The 16,608-nt window shown below is 62.9% G+C and carries 14 protein-coding genes; 6 read left to right on the top strand and 8 right to left on the bottom strand.

Features of this window, described 5'->3' with window-relative positions; all coding sequences use genetic code 11:
• Positions 1–21: 21 nt before the first annotated feature.
• Positions 22–492 carry an Lrp/AsnC family transcriptional regulator gene (locus ACTJKT_RS15565; RefSeq protein WP_007928270.1) on the bottom strand — a complete coding sequence of 157 codons (471 nt, stop codon included), beginning with the start codon at positions 490–492 and terminating at the stop codon, positions 22–24.
• Between the two features lie 124 nt (positions 493–616).
• Between ACTJKT_RS15565 and ACTJKT_RS15570 the strand changes: the two genes are divergently transcribed.
• The gene (locus ACTJKT_RS15570) at positions 617–937 is read left to right on the top strand and encodes a hypothetical protein (RefSeq protein ID WP_009051391.1); all 321 of its coding nucleotides are present in this window, start codon (positions 617–619) and stop codon (positions 935–937) included.
• 126 nt (positions 938–1,063) lie between these two features.
• Positions 1,064–2,842, top strand: coding sequence for a GspE/PulE family protein (locus ACTJKT_RS15575; RefSeq protein WP_440787700.1), 1,779 nt, complete (start codon positions 1,064–1,066; stop codon positions 2,840–2,842).
• A 9-nt stretch (positions 2,843–2,851) separates the two neighbouring features.
• On the opposite strand, the gene ACTJKT_RS15580 is transcribed toward ACTJKT_RS15575, so the two are convergent.
• Positions 2,852–3,832 (bottom strand): hypothetical protein, encoded by a 981-nt coding sequence (locus ACTJKT_RS15580; RefSeq protein WP_440787701.1) that lies wholly within the window; start codon positions 3,830–3,832, stop codon positions 2,852–2,854.
• A gap of 208 nt (positions 3,833–4,040) precedes the next feature.
• On the opposite strand from ACTJKT_RS15580, the gene ACTJKT_RS15585 reads away from it, so the two are divergent.
• Positions 4,041–4,358: a DUF2388 domain-containing protein gene (locus tag ACTJKT_RS15585; RefSeq protein ID WP_025807104.1), complete on the top strand. Its 318-nt coding sequence runs from the start codon at positions 4,041–4,043 to the stop codon at positions 4,356–4,358.
• Positions 4,359–4,435: 77 nt separating this feature from the next.
• Here ACTJKT_RS15585 and gcvP read toward each other — a convergent pair whose 3' ends face one another.
• Positions 4,436–7,309 (bottom strand): aminomethyl-transferring glycine dehydrogenase, encoded by a 2,874-nt coding sequence (gcvP, locus tag ACTJKT_RS15590; RefSeq protein ID WP_440787702.1) that lies wholly within the window; start codon positions 7,307–7,309, stop codon positions 4,436–4,438.
• A 174-nt stretch (positions 7,310–7,483) separates the two neighbouring features.
• Between gcvP and ACTJKT_RS15595 the strand changes: the two genes are divergently transcribed.
• The 3 genes from ACTJKT_RS15595 to ACTJKT_RS15605 all read left to right on the top strand — a co-directional run bounded on the left by ACTJKT_RS15595 (position 7,484) and on the right by ACTJKT_RS15605 (position 10,613).
• The gene (locus ACTJKT_RS15595) at positions 7,484–8,626 is read left to right on the top strand and encodes a DegT/DnrJ/EryC1/StrS family aminotransferase (protein ID WP_440787703.1); all 1,143 of its coding nucleotides are present in this window, start codon (positions 7,484–7,486) and stop codon (positions 8,624–8,626) included.
• 385 nt (positions 8,627–9,011) lie between these two features.
• A complete protein-coding gene (locus tag ACTJKT_RS15600) occupies positions 9,012–9,695 on the top strand; it encodes a hypothetical protein (RefSeq protein ID WP_025807098.1) in 684 nt (227 codons plus the stop codon).
• A 210-nt stretch (positions 9,696–9,905) separates the two neighbouring features.
• A complete protein-coding gene (locus tag ACTJKT_RS15605; protein ID WP_097306767.1) occupies positions 9,906–10,613 on the top strand; it encodes a hypothetical protein in 708 nt (235 codons plus the stop codon).
• Positions 10,614–10,711: 98 nt separating this feature from the next.
• Here the strand turns inward: ACTJKT_RS15605 and gcvH are convergent, their stop codons facing one another.
• The 5 genes from gcvH to ACTJKT_RS15630 all read right to left on the bottom strand — a co-directional run bounded on the left by gcvH (position 10,712) and on the right by ACTJKT_RS15630 (position 16,508).
• Complete coding sequence (gene gcvH, locus ACTJKT_RS15610) at positions 10,712–11,095, bottom strand: glycine cleavage system protein GcvH (protein ID WP_440787704.1); 384 nt, start codon at positions 11,093–11,095, stop codon at positions 10,712–10,714.
• 51 nt (positions 11,096–11,146) lie between these two features.
• A complete protein-coding gene (gcvT, locus tag ACTJKT_RS15615; protein ID WP_440787705.1) occupies positions 11,147–12,229 on the bottom strand; it encodes a glycine cleavage system aminomethyltransferase GcvT in 1,083 nt (360 codons plus the stop codon).
• A 156-nt stretch (positions 12,230–12,385) separates the two neighbouring features.
• Positions 12,386–14,002, bottom strand: a complete 1,617-nt coding sequence (locus tag ACTJKT_RS15620; protein WP_025807094.1) for an ABC transporter permease — start codon at positions 14,000–14,002, stop codon at positions 12,386–12,388.
• Positions 14,003–14,096: 94 nt separating this feature from the next.
• On the bottom strand, positions 14,097–15,098 hold the full coding sequence (locus tag ACTJKT_RS15625; protein ID WP_097306544.1) for an extracellular solute-binding protein: 1,002 nt from the start codon (positions 15,096–15,098) through the stop codon (positions 14,097–14,099).
• Between the two features lie 192 nt (positions 15,099–15,290).
• A complete protein-coding gene (locus ACTJKT_RS15630) occupies positions 15,291–16,508 on the bottom strand; it encodes a 2-octaprenyl-3-methyl-6-methoxy-1,4-benzoquinol hydroxylase (protein ID WP_164485825.1) in 1,218 nt (405 codons plus the stop codon).
• Positions 16,509–16,608 lie beyond the last annotated feature (100 nt).

A 16,608-nucleotide genomic window follows, 5' to 3' on the forward strand; every position in this document is an offset into this window, starting at 1 on the left:
CTCGCGATAGCCTCAGCCGCGTCAACGCAGAACGGGCAGACTCGTCGTGGACTTGATCTCCGACAGCGCCACGATCGAATTCACTTCCTGAATCCCCGGCACCATCGACAGTTTCTCGAAGAAGAAACGCTCATACGCCTCGATGTCCGCCGTGACGATGCGCAACAGGAAATCCACCGCCCCCATCAGCACATAACACTCCAGCACTTCCGGAAAACCGCGGATCGCCTCGGTGAATTCGGTGAAGTTGGAACGGCCGTGGGCGTTGAGTTTGACCTCGGCGAAGATCTGCGTGTTGAGGCCGATCTTCTTGCGGTCGAGCAAGGTCACCTGGCCACGGATCACCCCCTCCTCCTTGAGCCGCTGGATCCGCCGCCAGCAAGGCGACTGGGACAGCCCCACCTGCTCGGCGATCTGCGCGCTGGACAGCGAAGCGTCCTCTTGCAGCAACGCCAGGATGCGGCGGTCGTAGGCGTCCAGCTCGCTATGCATAGATATTCCTCAATAACCTATAGATACGAATCAGATGATTCGACAGTTTCGAAAATACCTTCATCTTAGATAAGAAATACCCGCAACCGAATGTAAAAATTTCTCCATTGATCTGGAGAAGCCCATGCCCCCTCTCGAAGCTGTCAGTTCCCGCGCCGATGTGTGGAATGTCGCCAACACCCATTGCCGGGTGCATTACCAACTGGTCACCGACGCCGAGGCCGATGTGCTGTGCCGGGTACTCAATCATTTCGCCCTGCAGTCCCTGCTGCCGCAGCAGGTCCAGGTGCAACAGCAGGATGGTTCGCTGCTGATGGAAGTGCTGCTCGACGGCCTGAGCTGGCATCGCGCCCAGGTCATCGCGGAAAAACTGCGCAACCTGGTCAGCGTGTGTTCGGTGCAGCTGCAACTGGCCGAGCGCGAGCCGCTGCAGGCCGCCGGCTGAAGGCGCCGGGCAAAACCCTGCAACGCTTGGGCGACTGGCGGTCGCCATCCCGGGACTATTCTTGGCAATCCGTGGTCAGAGGCGCATCTAACCCGCCTGCTGCCGGATTGTTCACAAGGAGCCCGCATGTCCGTTCCTCTCGTTACCCAGGACCGCTGGCTGGATCTCAATGATCTGCTGCGCGACCTGGTCACCCAGGGATTCATCAGCCAGGACTCGGCCGAACACGCCCTGACCACCCGCCGCAACGCCGCCAACAGTCAGCTGCACCCGCTGGAGTTTCTCGCCAGCCAGCACCTGGACGACCTCCGCCGGCCCGGTAAACGCCTGGACCTGGAAAGCCTGACCCTGTGGCTGGCGCAGCAGGCAGGCCAGCCGTACCTGCGCATCGACCCGCTGAAAATCGACGTCGCCGCCGTCACCCCGCTGATGTCCTACGCCTTCGCCCAACGCCACAAGATCCTCGCGGTGTCGATCGACGCCGAAGCCATCACGGTGGCCAGTGCCCAGCCTTACGTCAGCGCCTGGGAAGCCGACCTGACCCACGTGCTGAAACTGCCGATCAAGCGGGTGGTGGCCAACCCGGTGGAAATCCAGCGCCTGACTGTGGAGTTCTTCCGCCTGGCCAAATCGGTCACCGGCGCCAGCGCCGACCAGAAAAGCCACGCCCCGGGCAACTTCGAGCAACTGCTCAACCTCGGCGCCAGCGACCAGGAGCCCGACGCCAACGACGCGCACATCGTCAACATCGTCGACTGGCTGTTCCAGTACGCCTTCCAGCAGCGGGCCAGCGATATCCACATCGAGCCGCGCCGCGAGCAAGGCACCGTGCGTTTTCGCATCGACGGCGTGCTGCACAACGTCTATCAGTTCCCACCCCAGGTCACCATGGCCGTGGTCAGCCGCCTGAAAAGCCTGGGCCGGATGAACGTCGCGGAAAAACGCAAACCCCAGGACGGCCGGGTCAAGACCAAGACCCCGGAAGGCGGTGAAGTGGAGCTGCGCCTGTCGACCCTGCCCACCGCCTTCGGCGAGAAAATGGTCATGCGCATCTTCGACCCCGAGGTGCTGCTCAAGGATTTCGACCAGTTGGGTTTCTCCAGCGACGACCTGCGGCGCTGGCAGGAAATGACCCGCCAGCCCAACGGCATCATCCTGGTCACCGGCCCCACCGGCTCGGGCAAGACCACCACCCTGTACACCACCCTGAAGAAGCTGGCGACGCCGGAGGTCAACCTCTGCACCATCGAGGACCCGATCGAGATGGTCGAGCCGGCGTTCAACCAGATGCAGGTCCAGCACAACATCGAGCTGAGCTTCGCCAGCGGCGTGCGCGCGCTGATGCGCCAGGATCCGGACATCATCATGATCGGCGAGATCCGCGACCTGGAAACCGCGGAAATGGCGATCCAGGCCGCCCTCACCGGCCACCTGGTGCTGTCGACCCTGCACACCAACGATGCGCCCGGCGCCATCAGCCGCCTGCTGGAACTAGGCGTCGCGCCCTACCTGATCAAGGCCACGCTGCTCGGGGTCATGGCCCAGCGCCTGGTGCGCACCCTGTGCCCACACTGCAAGACCCCGCTGACCCTGGACGAAGACGACTGGCAAAGCCTGACCCGACCCTGGCAGGCGCCACTGCCCAGCCATGCCCACGGCGCCACCGGCTGCCTGGAATGTCGCGATACCGGTTACCGGGGCCGCGCCGGGGTGTATGAAATCATGCAGTTGAGCGACAGCCTCAAAGCCCTGATCAGCGCCGACGCCGACCTGCTCGCCATACGCCGCCAGGCTTTTTTGGAAGGCATGCGCAGCCTGCGCCTGTCCGGAGCGCAGAAAGTCGCCGCCGGGCTGACCACCCTCGAGGAGATATTGCGGGTAACGCCACAAAGCGAGCAGCGATGAGCCATCCCGCTACCAGTCGAGGACGCCCAACCCGGTATTGGGCTTGATCCACAGCACCGCGCCGCCCTCCCTGCGTTGCTGTATCGAGCGCCCAGCGTTGAGCGTTTCCCCCGTGCGCAGGTTCTGTGCGGAGTCCGATTTGCTCGGGCTGAACATCAGGGTACCCGGCGTGTCCTGACGCACCCTCATGCCGCGGGGGTAGTGCCAATCACCCTGGGTCAGGTCTTGCGCCAGCTGCCCGCTCCAACGTCCGGGTTGCAGCCGCTCGTCGAGATCCAAGCTCAGGTCCGACAGCGCTATTCCCTGGATAACCACCGCAGGTGAAGCCAGGCCGATAGTGTTGATGCTGAACCTGCCGTCGTACTGACTGACCTCGCTGGAGCTCGGCCACTTCACCCCTGCCACATCGGCCCCGGTCACCAGGGTGCAGGCAGAGAAGCGCCAGCGGCTGGGTTGCAAGCGGTCCTCGTCGGCAATGTCCAGCGTTACCCAGGTGCCGCCGGCGCAGGGCCAGCCCGCAACGACCTGGTCACGGCTCAGCAGCATCTTTGAGAAAGGGCCGCTGCCGTACATCTGCAACTCTGTAACCTCCACACCGTTGATGGTGTGTGGTGCAGCGAATTTGGCGTAATAGAGGCTGCGCAGTCCATGAGGTTGCGGCTGACCTTGCGAATCCAGAGGTTCAAGTGTTTCCAGATTCAGCTTGGCACCTGCGGGCAATGGCAAGCCATCAAGCTGTACGTCCTGCTCAAGTTCTGGGTGGAGTGCCTTTCTAAGCTGATCGGCGCTGTAGATTTTCCACAGGGTGCAAACCACAAAGATTGCACAGACCACTGCAAGCGCAGCGAAGTGCAGGGGCTGACGGCGCATCCGGCGTCGGCAGGCCGGAATGAGCAAGGCAATCAGCAGCAAGGGAAGTCCAATAAAGGACAGCAACACCAGGCTCAGCAGGGTTGCGTAGATCATCGCGCCAAGAATCAAGGCCAGCATCCGTGCAGTCGAGAAAGTCGCCCATGGTGGCAAATGCCGCCCCGACGTTCCAGCACATTGACTCGATACCGAGGTGCCGCGGTCGCTCCTGAAGAGCTCGTTCAGCCCCCGTCCACGCAGGCAAAAGCTTGTTGCAGCAGCAGGGAACTCAATAGGGCCAACACCAATCAAAGGGCTCAGTTTTCCCCCCTAGTTGGAGTCACCCACCATGCGTCTCAAAACAGCTGTCGCCACCCTGGCCCTGCTTTCCCTGCCTGTAGGTTCGGCAATGGCCGACAGCTTCTGGCGTAACATCCTTTCCACCGGCGCCACCACTGCGTCCACCTACCTGACTTCCAAGGATCACAAGCTGGTCGTCGCCGCCCAGGATGACGCCAGCAGCTTCGTCGCCAGTGAAGGCAACATCCGCGGTCCGTACCTGGAAGCCGCGATGCAGAAAGTCCGTGCCGACAACCCGGGCCTGCAGGCCACCGACATGGAGCTGGCCAACGCCATCCTGGCGAAAAACGCTATCGCCCAGCAGTGACCACCAGCCTGTAGCCAGGCTGACGCAACGAAAAATGCCGCTCACAAGAGCGGCATTTTTTTGCCCGCCGTTCGAGCTCAGCGGTAGGCATCCACCGGTACGCAAGCGCAGAACAGGTTGCGGTCGCCGTAGACATTGTCGACCCGGTTCACCGTCGGCCAGTACTTGTGCGCCCTGGCGTGAGGGCTGGGGATCACCGCCTGCTCGATGCTGTAGGGGCGCTCCCAGACTCCGGCGATGTCCGCCAGGGTATGGGGCGAACGCTTGAGCGGGTTGTCTTCGGCCGGCCAGTTGCCCTCCTGGACCTGGGCGATCTCGGCGCGAATGCTCAGCATGGCCTCGATAAAGCGGTCCAGCTCGGCCTTGGACTCGCTTTCGGTGGGCTCCACCATCAGCGTGCCCGGCACCGGGAACGACATGGTCGGCGCGTGAAAACCGTAGTCCATCAGGCGCTTGGCCACGTCCTCTTCGCTGATGCCGGTCTGCATCTTGAGCGGCCGCAGGTCGAGAATGCATTCGTGGGCGACCCGGCCATTGCGCCCGCTGTAGAGCACCGGAAAGGCCCCGCTCAGGTGTTCGGCCAGGTAGTTCGCGGCGAGGATCGCCACCTCGCTGGCATCCGCCAGCTGCGGCCCCATCAAGGCGATATACATCCAGCTGATCGGCAGGATGCTCGCGCTGCCCCAGGGCGCCGCGCTGACCGCGCCGTTCTGTGGCAGCGGCCCGTCGATGGCCACCACCGGGTGGTTGGCCACGAACGGCGCCAGGTGCTCCCGCACGCCGATCGGCCCCATGCCCGGGCCACCGCCACCGTGGGGAATGCAGAAGGTCTTGTGCAGGTTCATGTGGGAAACGTCGGCGCCGATGTCGGCCGGCCGTGTCAGCCCGACCTGGGCGTTGAGGTTGGCGCCGTCCATGTACACCTGGCCGCCGTGGCTGTGGATCACCTCGCAGATCTCGCTGATGCCCTCCTCGTACACCCCGTGGGTCGAAGGATAGGTGGCCATCAGGCACGCCAGGTGTTCGCCCGCGGCCTGGGCCTTGTCTTTCAGGTCTTGCAGATCGACGTTGCCGGCGTCGTCGCAATCGACGATCACCACCTGCATGCCGGCCATCTGCGCCGAGGCCGGGTTGGTGCCGTGGGCCGAGGCGGGAATCAGGCAGATATTGCGCTCTCCCTGCTGGCGGCTCTCGTGGTATTTGCGGATCGCCAGCAGCCCGGCGTACTCGCCCTGGGCCCCGGAGTTGGGCTGCATGCAGATCGCATCGAAGCCAGTAATCGCGCATAACCAGCGCTCAAGCTCCTCGATCATCAGCGAATAACCGAGTGCCTGCTCCAGCGGGACAAAGGGATGCAGGTTGGCGAAGCCGGGCCAGGTGATGGGGATCATCTCGCTGCTGGCATTGAGCTTCATGGTGCAGGAGCCCAGGGGGATCATCGACTGGTTCAGCGCCAGGTCCTTGTTCTCCAGCTGCTTGAGATAGCGCAGCATCTCGGTTTCGCTGTGATGGCTGTTGAACACCGGATGGCTCAGGTAAGGCGTGCTGCGCAGCAGATCCTGGGGAATCCCCGGGACCAGGGTTTCAGCGTCCAGTTGCGCCACGTCCAGCCCGTGGTCGGCGCCGAGGAACACATCGAACAGGCGGGCGACGGTACTCTCGTCACAGGTTTCATCCAGGCTCAGGCCCAGCTGCCCGCGCCCGAGGATCCGCAGATTGATCTGCGCGGCCTTGGCGCTCTCGATGATGGCTGTCTGGCTGCCGCCGACCTCCAGCGTCAGGGTGTCGAAGAACTGCCGGTTCAGCCGCTCGATGCCCTTGCGCTCCAGGCCGGCGGCGAGGATGCAGGTCAGGCGATGGACGCGCTGGGCGATGCGCCTCAGGCCTTCCGGGCCGTGATAGACCGCATAGAAACTGGCGATATTGGCCAGCAGCACCTGGGCGGTGCAGATGTTCGAGTTGGCCTTCTCGCGGCGGATATGTTGCTCGCGGGTCTGCAGGGCCATGCGCAGCGCCACGTTGCCCCGGGCATCCTTGGACACGCCGATGATCCGCCCCGGAATCGCCCGCTTGTACTCCTCGCGGCTGGCGAAGAACGCCGCGTGGGGCCCGCCGTAGCCCATGGGCACGCCAAAGCGCTGGGACGAACCGAATACCACGTCGGCCCCCAGCTCGCCCGGCGGCGTCAGCAGCAACAGGCTCAACAGGTCGGCGGCCACGCAGGCCAGCGCCTGCTGCGCGTGCAGGTGATCGATCAGCGGCCGCAGGTCGCGAATCTCGCCGTGAGTGTCCGGGTATTGCAACAAGGCGCCGAAGACCTGGTGCCGCTTGAGGTTGTCCAGGGTGTCGATCACCAGTTCGAAGCCGAACCCTTCGGCGCGGGTCTGCACCACCGAGAGGGTCTGCGGATGGCAGTTCTGGTCGACGAAGAACAGATTGCTTTTCGACTTGGCCACGCGCTTGGCCAGGGCCATGGCCTCGGCGGCGGCCGTCGCTTCGTCCAGCAGCGAGGCGTTGGCCAGTTCCAGGCCGGTGAGGTCGATGGTCAGTTGCTGGAAGTTGAGCAGGGCTTCGAGCCGACCCTGGGCGATTTCCGGTTGGTAGGGCGTGTAGGCGGTGTACCAGCCGGGATTTTCCAGCACGTTGCGCAGGATCACCGTGGGGGTCAGGGTGCCGTGGTAACCCATGCCGATCAGGCTGGTCCAGACCTGGTTCTGCTCGGCATAACCGCGCAGTTTGGCCAGGGCGGCCTGCTCGTCCAGCGCTGGCGGCAGGTCCAGCGGGCGGTTGAAACGGATGCCCGGCGGCACGGTCTGTTCGATCAGCTCGACCCGGCTGCCCAGGCCCAGGCTGTCGAGCATCGCTTGCTGCTCGGCGGCGTCGGGCCCGAGGTGACGCCGCAGAAAGGCATTGGGATCGCGTAACTGGCTCAAGGACGGCAACTGGGACATGGCGGGCTCTCTCTCAGGCGGCGCTCGGCGTCGATGGAACAGGCTCAAAGCAGCATAGCAGCCGATCCCGGACGCCGACGGTGTGGCACCCCGGGCGAACCGGTAGCATGATGCTCGACTCCGGCGCGGCCCGCCGCCCTGCCTCGACCACTGCTTATCGGGTATCCCATCGTCATGAGCCAGCTGCCTTTCCTGCCGTTCTCCAAACCCACCATCGATGAAGCCACCATCGCCAGCGTCGGCGACGTGCTGCGTTCGGGCTGGATCACCAGCGGGCCCAAGGTCCAGGCCTTCGAGGCGCAGCTCTCGCAGTTCTGCGGCGGGCGCCCGGTGCGCACCTTCAATTCCGGCACCTGCACCATGGCAATCGCCCTGCGTATCGCCGGCATCGGCCCTGGCGACGAAGTCATCACCACGCCGATTTCCTGGGTGGCCACGGCCAACGTGATTCTCGAAGTCGGCGCCACCCCGGTGTTCGCCGACATCGACCCGGTTACCCGCAACATCGACCTGGCCCGGGTGGAAGCGGCCATCACGCCACGGACCAAGGCCATCATCCCGGTGTTTCTCGCCGGCCTGCCGCTGGACATGCCGCGCCTGTATGCCCTGGCGCGCAAACACGGCCTGCGGGTCGTGGAAGATGCCGCCCAGGCGCTGGGCTCAAGCTGGAACAGCGAGCGCATCGGCGCCGGCGGCGACCTGGTGTCCTTCAGTTTCCAGGCCAACAAGAACGTCACCTGCAGCGAGGGCGGCGCCCTGGTGCTGAACACCGCCGAAGAGGCCCGTCTGGCGGAGAAGTACCGCCTGCAGGGCGTGACCCGCCACGGCTTCGACGGCCTGGACGTAGATGTGCTGGGCGGCAAGTTCAACATGACCGACGTCGCGGCCGCCATCGGCCTGGGCCAGTTCGCCCACCTCGAAGCCCTCACCGCGCACCGTCGCGAACTGGCCCGGCATTACTTCGAATGTTTCGGCAGCGACTTCGAAGCCCGCTACGGCGCCCAGCTGCCACCGGCGGACTTCAGCAACAGCAACTGGCACCTGTTCCAGCTGGTACTGCCGGAGCGGCATGACGGCAAACCGGCGCGGGCGACCTTTATGGAGCAGATGCAGGAACGCGGGATCGGCATCGGCTATCACTACCCGCCGATTCACTTGCTGAGCCTGTACCGCGAGCGCGGTTTCAAGGACGGGATGTTCCCGGTGGCGGAGCGGGTGGGACGCCTGATCGTCTCGCTGCCGATGTTCACGGCCATGGGCAAGGACGATGTCGAACGCTCGGTAGCGACGGTGAAGGCTGTCTTGCAAGAGACATAAATAGATGCCGGCTCCCTGAACGGCCGGTCCTTGCACTATCCAAGACGCTCAATGCCCTGCATTGGGCGTTTTTATTTCAGCAATAAAGATAGTTGCCAATCGCTATATATCAGCGCCACCGGCCCGATTCCTTGTGCCAAAAACCAGACTCCCGACAGAACTTTGTTTAACTGCGCACATAAACGCATGATAAGCCAGCACGATTCAAAATATTGAATTTTCGTAATACAGGCAGCACCAGAGACAATAGCCAATAGTTCTATAGTTCAATTTTCCGCATGCTATGTTTACTTAGGGCTGCGCAGTTGAGACAAAAGGCCACTACGCAGTCGCAAAGACCGTTACAAAATCCATGTTTCAATCTATTCGAAATGGAGTTCAAGAAATGAGCAGCCAACAAATAATCCTGTACATCGAAGAACAGCAGTTGATTGCACAAAAAAATAACAACTACAGCCTTTATCTGGCCAAGAAAGTAAACAATGACTTCACTGTCATCTGGCAATCAAAAGGACCTATTGCCACCGTCAACAACCCTAGTTACCAATACCGAAACGTCTTCGATGTCGCCACTCCGTCGTTCATGGTCAACTACACCAATGACCCGGTCAGCAGTGGCGATGTCACCTTCACCTCCGGCGGCAAGAACCTGCCGATCAGTACCGGCCAGATCACCACCCTCGATGCCAACGGTGTGTTCACCCCGGCCAAGAACGGTGGCGTCCCCTCGGACGTTCTCATCAACAACCAGCTGCAAGGCAATCCACATCAAATCCTGCTGGACTCCAACGGCAATAACATCTGGGTGAATCGCCAGAGCGGCATGAACATCGGTACTGCGACGCTGACACCAAAAAGCCAATACCAAGTCTGGTTCGGCAACATTCAGGAAACCGGTTCGTTGATCGCCACCAACCTGTCCAACCCCTATGTGGTGACCCTGCAGGATGGCGGCAGCATCACCATTACCTACACCGACAGCGGCACCTGGGTGACCGGCGAACCGGCCAAACGCCTGAGCGCCGCTGAAATCAAGGCACTTCACGCCAGGGCCGGGATCGCGGCATAGTCCGCGGGACGGGCTCGAGCATCGGTTGCGCGAAGGACGCAGAGCTCCACGCGATACCCTTGGCAGTCTTTCGCTCGCAAACGTCGCTCAAACAAGAAAACCCTGTATATCGCCGATCTACAGGGTTTTTTTGTTGATGGCGTCGAACCCGGCCAGCAGGACTCAAGACTCTGCACCGAAATCATCCACGGGATGAACGTGAGATTAGCCATGAGCAAGCAGACCATCATCGTCTATATCGAAGAAGATCAACTTGTTGCCCAAAAGGTAAACAACTACAGCCTCTATCTGGCCAAGAAAGTAAACAGTACTTTCACCGTCATCTGGTTTGCAAAGCCCCCCTTCGCCGCACCCAACCAGCCGTCCTACCAATATAAGAATGTCTTCAATATCACTAATGACTCTTACATGGTCAATTTCACAAACACGCCCGTACAAGAGGGAGATGTCAACTTTACTTCGGGAGGAAAAAACCTGCCCATCAACACGGGCCAGATAACCACCCTGACTAAGTACGGCGTATTCAGCCCTGCAAAGAATGGTGGCACGCCAGGAGATGTTTCAATAAATAACGAACTTTCGGCCAACCCCAGCGAAATATTATTGGACTCTACCGGACTCAATCTCTGGGTGAACTGTTCAGGCGGCATGAATATAGGTGTCGCCACCATGACCCCCAAGAACGAGTTTCAATTATGGTTCGGCCCAGGCCAGACAGCGGGCTCGTTAATCCCCAGCACTCTGTCCAACCCTTACAACATCAGCGTGAACGACGGAGAAACCAAAACCGTCACCTACAACAACCAGGGCGCCTGGGTCAGCGGCGAACCGACACGGAGCCTGACAACAGAAGAAATAGCCGAACTTCATACCAGGGTAAGCAAAGCCGTGCTGCTGGCCAGATCGCTTCGTCGTTAGGCCAGTGACCTGAGTTGTCGCATTGTCTTAAACGAAAAACGCCGCATACCCGATAAGGGAACACGGCGCTCTTGTAACAGCTTGGCTCGCGGCAGTGATTATTCGCCGATAGCGGCCTTATAACCGGCTGCGTCCAGCAGCTTGTCCAGGTCAGCGCCATTGCTCGGCTTGAGCTTGAAGATCCAGGCGCCGTACGGGTCGCTGTTGAGCAGCTCCGGGCTGCCGCTCAGGTCTTCATTGACCGCGATCACTTCGCCGGCCACCGGCGCGTAGATGTCGGAAGCGGCCTTCACCGACTCCACCACACCGGCCTGGTCGCCAGCGCCAAACACATTGCCGACTTCGGTCAGCTCGACGAACACCACGTCGCCCAGGGCTTCCTGAGCGTGGTCGCTGATGCCCACGGTCACGGTGCCATCGGCTTCCAGACGGGCCCATTCGTGACTTTCGGCAAAACGCAGGTCAGCAGGGATATCGCTCATGTTCTGTGTCCTCAAGAAGAAATGTCAGCGGTAGATCCCGCCGGAAATAAGTTAGATCAAGGTTTTGCCATGACGCACGAAGGTCGGTTTGACCACCCGGACCGGGTACCACTTGCCACGGATTTCCACTTCTGCACGGTCGGCGGTAGCCGTGGGCACCCGTGCCAGGGCGATCGATTTGCTAAGCGTAGGAGAGAAACTACCACTGGTGATCTCTCCTTCGCCAACATCGGCGATGCGGACCACCTGGTGGGCACGCAGCACGCCGCGTTCTTCCAGCACCAGGCCGACCAGTTTGTGCTTCACCCCACCCGCGCGCTCGGCCTCCAGCGCGGTGCGCCCGATGAACTTACGCGACGCCGGTTCCCAGGCGATGCTCCAGGCCATGTTGGCCACCAGCGGTGAAACCTCCTGGTGAATGTCCTGGCCGTACAGGTTCATGCCGGCCTCCAGGCGCAGGGTGTCCCGGGCGCCAAGGCCGATCGGCGAGATACCGGCGCCCACCAGATCGTTGAAGAAGGCTGGGGCCTGGTCGGCCGGCAGGACGATTTCCAGGCCATCCTCACCGGTGTAACCGGTGCGCGCGATGAACCAGTCGCCATCGGCCTGGCCTTCGAAAGGCTTGAGTTGCTGGATCAGCGTGCCGCGCGACTGGGTCACCAGCTCGGCGATCTTGTGGCGGGCGTGGGGCCCCTGGATCGCCAGCATCGCCAGCTCGGAGCGTTCGTGCAGTTGCACCTGGAAAGCGCCTAGCTGCGCCTGCATCCAGGCCATGTCCTGGTCACGGGTGGCGGCGTTGACCACCAGCCGGTAACCGGCGTCGGTGCGGTAGACGATCATGTCGTCGACTATGCCGCCGTGCTCGTTGAGCATGGCACTGTACAAGGCCCTGCCGGGGCTTTGCAGGCGCTCGACGTCGTTGGCCAGCAGGTGCTGGAGCCAGGCCTTGGCCTGGGGTCCGTCGACATCGATCACGGTCATGTGGGATACATCGAAAACCCCGCAATCGCGTCGCACCTGATGGTGCTCCTCGACCTGCGAGCCGTAATGCAGAGGCATATCCCAACCGCCAAAATCGACCATCTTCGCGCCCAGGGCGAGATGAAGGTCATACAGAGGCGTGCGCTGTCCCATGGGTTTCTCCTTCCGGGCGTGGCGAAGGTGCGGGTGGTCGCCGTATGAGCTGGAAGCCTTGAAATAGATGGCTCTCAGACAATTCAAACGACCCGATCAGAAAGATCGACCGCACCGAGTGCCGCGCATTGTAGCCGCAAGGTGTGACACTGGCACCTAACCGATTCGATGAGCGGAGCGGCGAATCAGGCCAATCACCGGTAGCAATCCCACCAGGACCAGGGTCAGGGCCGGCAACGCGGCACGCGACCACTCACCCTCGCTGGTCATCTCGAAGATCCGCACTGCCAGCGTGTCCCAGCCGAACGGGCGCATCAGCAGGGTGGCGGGCATTTCCTTGAGCACATCGACGAACACCAACAACGCCGCGCTCAGGGTGCCGGGCAGCAACAGCGGCAGATACACTTTGAAAAACAGTCGTGGTCCGCTGACCCCCAGGCTGCGCGCCGCTTCCGGCAACGAGGGGCGGATCCGCGCCAGGCTGCTTTCCAGCGGCCCGTAGGCCACCGCGATAAAACGCACCAGATAGGCCAGCAGCAACGCCGCCAGGCTGCCCAACAGCAAGGGTTTGCCTGCCCCACCAAGCCAGCCCGACAGCGGGATCACCAGCTCGCGGTCCAGATAACTGAAGGCCAGCATGATCGACACCGCCAGCACCGAGCCCGGCAAGGCATAACCCAGGTTGGCCAGGCTGACGCCGGAACGGATCGCCCGGGTCGGCGCCAGCCGTCGGGCGAACGCCAGCAGCAGGGCCACGCTGACCGTGATCAGGGCCGCCATGGCGCCCAGGTATAGGGTGTGCAGGATCAGCCCGGCATAACGCTCGTCGAGGTCGAAACGGCCACGCTGCCAGAACCACACCAGCAGTTGCAGCACTGGGATGACGAAGGCGCAGGCGAACACCAGAGCGCACCAGCTGGTGGCCGCCAGGGCCTTGATGCCATGCAGGTGATACAGCGCCTTGCCCCGCGGCCGCTCGTTACCCGAGCGACTGGCGCCGCGGGCGCGACGCTCGCCGTACAGCACCAGCATCACCGCCAGCAGCAGCAGGCTGGCCAGCTGCGCGGCGCTGGACAGGCTGAAGAAGCCGTACCAGGTCTTGTAGATGGCGGTGGTGAAGGTGTCGAAGTTAAACACCGCCACCGCGCCGAAATCCGCCAGGGTCTCCATCAGCGCCAGGGCCACACCGGCGCCGATGGCCGGCCGCGCCATGGGCAGGGCCACGCGCCAGAACGCCTGCCAGGGCGTCTGCCCAAGCACCCGCGCAGCTTCCATCAGGCCTTTGCCCTGGGCCAGGAACGCGGTACGCGCCAGCAGATACACATAGGGATAGAACACCAGCACCAGGACCAGGATCACCCCGCCGGTGGAGCGTACCCGCGGCAAGCGCAGGCCCGTGCCGAACCATTCGCGCAGCAGGGTCTGCACCGGCCCGGAAAAGTCCAGCAAGCCGACGAAGACAAAGGCCAGCACATAGGCCGGAATCGCGAAGGGCAGCATCAGCGCCCAATCCAGCCAGCGGCGCCCGGGAAACTCGCAGAGGCTGGTCAGCCAGGCCAGGCTCACCCCCAGCAGCGTCACGCCCACACCGACGCCCAGCACCAGGGTCAGGGTGTTGCCCAACAGACGCGGCATCTGGGTCTCCCACAGGTGCGACCAGATCTGCTGGTCGACCACCTGCCACGACAGCAGCAGCACGCTCAGCGGCAGCAGCACCAGGGCGGCGACGGCGAAGACCAGCGGGTACCAGCGGCGTTGGGCGGGATGGGCCACAAGAAACTCTCAAGCGCGGTGGATCAATAAAGGGCGATGGCAAACCGGATAAACAAAACGCCCCGCAAAGGCGGGGCGCAGTATAACCAGCGGATCAGTTCCAGCCAGCACGGTCCATCAGGCGAATGGCCTCGGCCTGACGCTTGCCGGCGACTTCCACCGGCAGGGTGTCAGCCACGAACTTGCCCCAGGCGGCCACTTCGGCGGACGGCGGCACGCTCGGGTTGGCCGGGAACTCCTGGTTCACGTCGGCGAAGATCTTCTGCGCTTCTGCGGTGGTCATCCACTCCACCAGGGCCTTGGCGGCTTCCGGGTGCGGTGCGTGCTTGGTCAGGCCGATGCCCGACAGGTTGACGTGCACGCCGCGGTCACCCTGGTTCGGCCAGAACAGTTTGACCGGCAGATCCGGCTTCTGCTTGTGCAGGCGGCCGTAGTAGTAGGTGTTGACGATGCCCACGTCGCACTGGCCGGCATTGATCGCCTCGAGCACCGCGACGTCGTCGGAGAACACGTCGGTGGACAGGTTGTTGACCCAGCCCTTGACGATTTCTTCGGTTTTCGCCGCGCCGTGGGTTTCGATCAGGGTCGCGGTCAGCGACTGGTTGTAGACCTTCTTCGCTGTGCGCAGGCACAGGCGGCCTTCCCACTGCTTGTCAGCCAGGGCTTCGTAGGTGGTCAGGTCGGACGGTTTCACCCGCGCGGTGGAATAGGCGATGGTCCGCGCCCGCAGGCTCAGGCCGGTCCAGGCATGCGAGGCAGCGCGGTATTGCAGGGGGATGTTGGCGTCGATCACCTTGGAGGTGAACGGCTGCAGGATGCCCATCTGCTCGGCTTGCCACAGGTTGCCGGCATCGACGGTGAGCAGCAGGTCGGCGGTGGCGTTCTCGCCCTCGGCCTTGATCCGCTGCATCAGCGGCGCTTCCTTGTCGGTGATGAACTTCACCTGGACCCCGGTCTTCTGGGTGTAGAGATCGAAGACCGGCTTGATCAGCTCGTCGATACGCGAGGAGTAGACCACCACCTCGTCGGCTGCCTGGACAGTACCGCCAATGAGGGTGAGGGCCAGGGCGGTCAGTAGACGCTTCGGTGCCAACATGGGAGCGGTCTCTCGAAATCAAAGGGAAGTAAATGATAAGGACTACTATTTAGCTTCTCAAACTGAACCGACGGCCGAGGCGTTACGAGATGTTGCATAACCCGTCGAGGGAGCATTGGCCGGGCGATTCGATCGCGAGCAAGCTCGCTCCTACAGGGGGANGCGAGCTTGCTCGCGATGAGGCCATTGAGATCAGGCCTTGGCCAGTTCCGGCAAATCCCCGGTGAGGCCCAGTGCCTGACGCACGAACAGCGCCTTGGCCTCGGGCATCTGGTCGACCATTTTCAGCCCGGTGTTACGCAACCAGCGCAGCGGCAGCGGGTCGGCCTGGAACAGCCGTTCGAAGCCTTCCATCGCCGCCATCAGCGCCAGGTTGTGCGGCATGCGCCGCCGCTCGTAACGGCTGAGCACCTTGGTATCGGCCAGGCGCTCGCCGCGGCTGGCCGCCTGCAGCAGCACCTCGGCCAGCACCGCGGCATCGAGGAAGCCCAGGTTGACCCCCTGCCCGGCCAGCGGATGGATGGTATGGGCCGCGTCGCCGATCAGGGCCAGGCCTTCCGCCACGTAGCGCTTGGCATGACGCTGGCGCAACGGCACGCAGAGCCGCGGATCGGCGCTCAACACCGCGCCCAGGCGGCCTTCGAAGGCGCGCTCCAGCTCTCGGCAGAAGTCGCTGTCGTCCAGCGCCATCAGGCGTTCGGCCTCGCTGGGCGTGGTCGACCAGACGATCGAGCACCAATCGTGCAGCCCGTCGCGCTCCAGCGGCAGGAACGCCAGCGGGCCGTTGTCGGTGAAACGCTGCCAGGCGGTCCTCTGGTGCGGCTCGGCGCAGCGCACGCTGGTCACGATGGCGTGGTGCAGGTAATCCCATTCGCGGGTGGCGCAGCCAGTCAGGCGCCGCACCGCCGAATTGGCGCCATCGGCGGCGATCACCAGCGGGGCGCGCAGGCTGCGGCCATCGGCCAGGGTCAGCAGCCAGTCGTCGCCGGAACGGCGCATCTGCTCCAGGCGGGCATTGGCCAACAGGCCGATGTCGCAGTTGTGCAGGCGCTCCAGCAGCGCGTCCTGGACCACCCGGTTTTCAACGATGTGGCCCAGCGCCTCGGCATGCACGCTGGCGGCCGAGAAGTGAATCTGCCCGGTGCCGCTGCCATCCCAGACCTGCATCTCGGCATAGGGGCTGCTGCGCCGCCGGGTTACCCCTTCCCAGACACCCAGGCGTTCGAGAATCCGCTGGCTGGCCGCCGACAACGCGCTCACCCGCGGCTCGAACGGTGCTTCGTCGTCGAAGGGCTTGACCTTCAGCGGGCTGCCATCGAGCAGCAGCACTTCCAGGCCGCTGTCCTGCAACGCCAGCGCCAGGGCGCTCCCGACCATTCCGGCCCCGACAATCAGCAGATCTGCACGCATTTCCATGCTTTAAGCCTGTCTCGCTTGCGGCTTGAGCCGCACGTAAAGGGTTTTGTCGAACCGCGCTACCTGGCTGCCGACACTGTGCTGGATTTCCATG

The sequence above is a fragment of the Pseudomonas sp. 22526 genome (assembly GCF_052044735.1).
Taxonomy (GTDB): domain Bacteria; phylum Pseudomonadota; class Gammaproteobacteria; order Pseudomonadales; family Pseudomonadaceae; genus Aquipseudomonas; species Aquipseudomonas piscium.

Bases quoted from the DNA above. Each gene is read 5' to 3' on its own strand.
- ACTJKT_RS15565 (WP_007928270.1), bottom strand. From the start codon at position 492: ATGCATAGCGAGCTGGACGCCTACGACCGCCGCATCCTGGCGTTGCTG.
- ACTJKT_RS15570 (WP_009051391.1), top strand. From the start codon at position 617: ATGCCCCCTCTCGAAGCTGTCAGTTCCCGCGCCGATGTGTGGAATGTC.
- ACTJKT_RS15575 (WP_440787700.1), top strand. From the start codon at position 1,064: ATGTCCGTTCCTCTCGTTACCCAGGACCGCTGGCTGGATCTCAATGAT.
- ACTJKT_RS15580 (WP_440787701.1), bottom strand. From the start codon at position 3,832: ATGCTGGCCTTGATTCTTGGCGCGATGATCTACGCAACCCTGCTGAGC.
- ACTJKT_RS15585 (WP_025807104.1), top strand. From the start codon at position 4,041: ATGCGTCTCAAAACAGCTGTCGCCACCCTGGCCCTGCTTTCCCTGCCT.
- gcvP (WP_440787702.1), bottom strand. From the start codon at position 7,309: ATGTCCCAGTTGCCGTCCTTGAGCCAGTTACGCGATCCCAATGCCTTT.
- ACTJKT_RS15595 (WP_440787703.1), top strand. From the start codon at position 7,484: ATGAGCCAGCTGCCTTTCCTGCCGTTCTCCAAACCCACCATCGATGAA.
- ACTJKT_RS15600 (WP_025807098.1), top strand. From the start codon at position 9,012: ATGAGCAGCCAACAAATAATCCTGTACATCGAAGAACAGCAGTTGATT.
- ACTJKT_RS15605 (WP_097306767.1), top strand. From the start codon at position 9,906: ATGAGCAAGCAGACCATCATCGTCTATATCGAAGAAGATCAACTTGTT.
- gcvH (WP_440787704.1), bottom strand. From the start codon at position 11,095: ATGAGCGATATCCCTGCTGACCTGCGTTTTGCCGAAAGTCACGAATGG.
- gcvT (WP_440787705.1), bottom strand. From the start codon at position 12,229: ATGGGACAGCGCACGCCTCTGTATGACCTTCATCTCGCCCTGGGCGCG.
- ACTJKT_RS15625 (WP_097306544.1), bottom strand. From the start codon at position 15,098: ATGTTGGCACCGAAGCGTCTACTGACCGCCCTGGCCCTCACCCTCATT.
- ACTJKT_RS15630 (WP_164485825.1), bottom strand. From the start codon at position 16,508: ATGCGTGCAGATCTGCTGATTGTCGGGGCCGGAATGGTCGGGAGCGCC.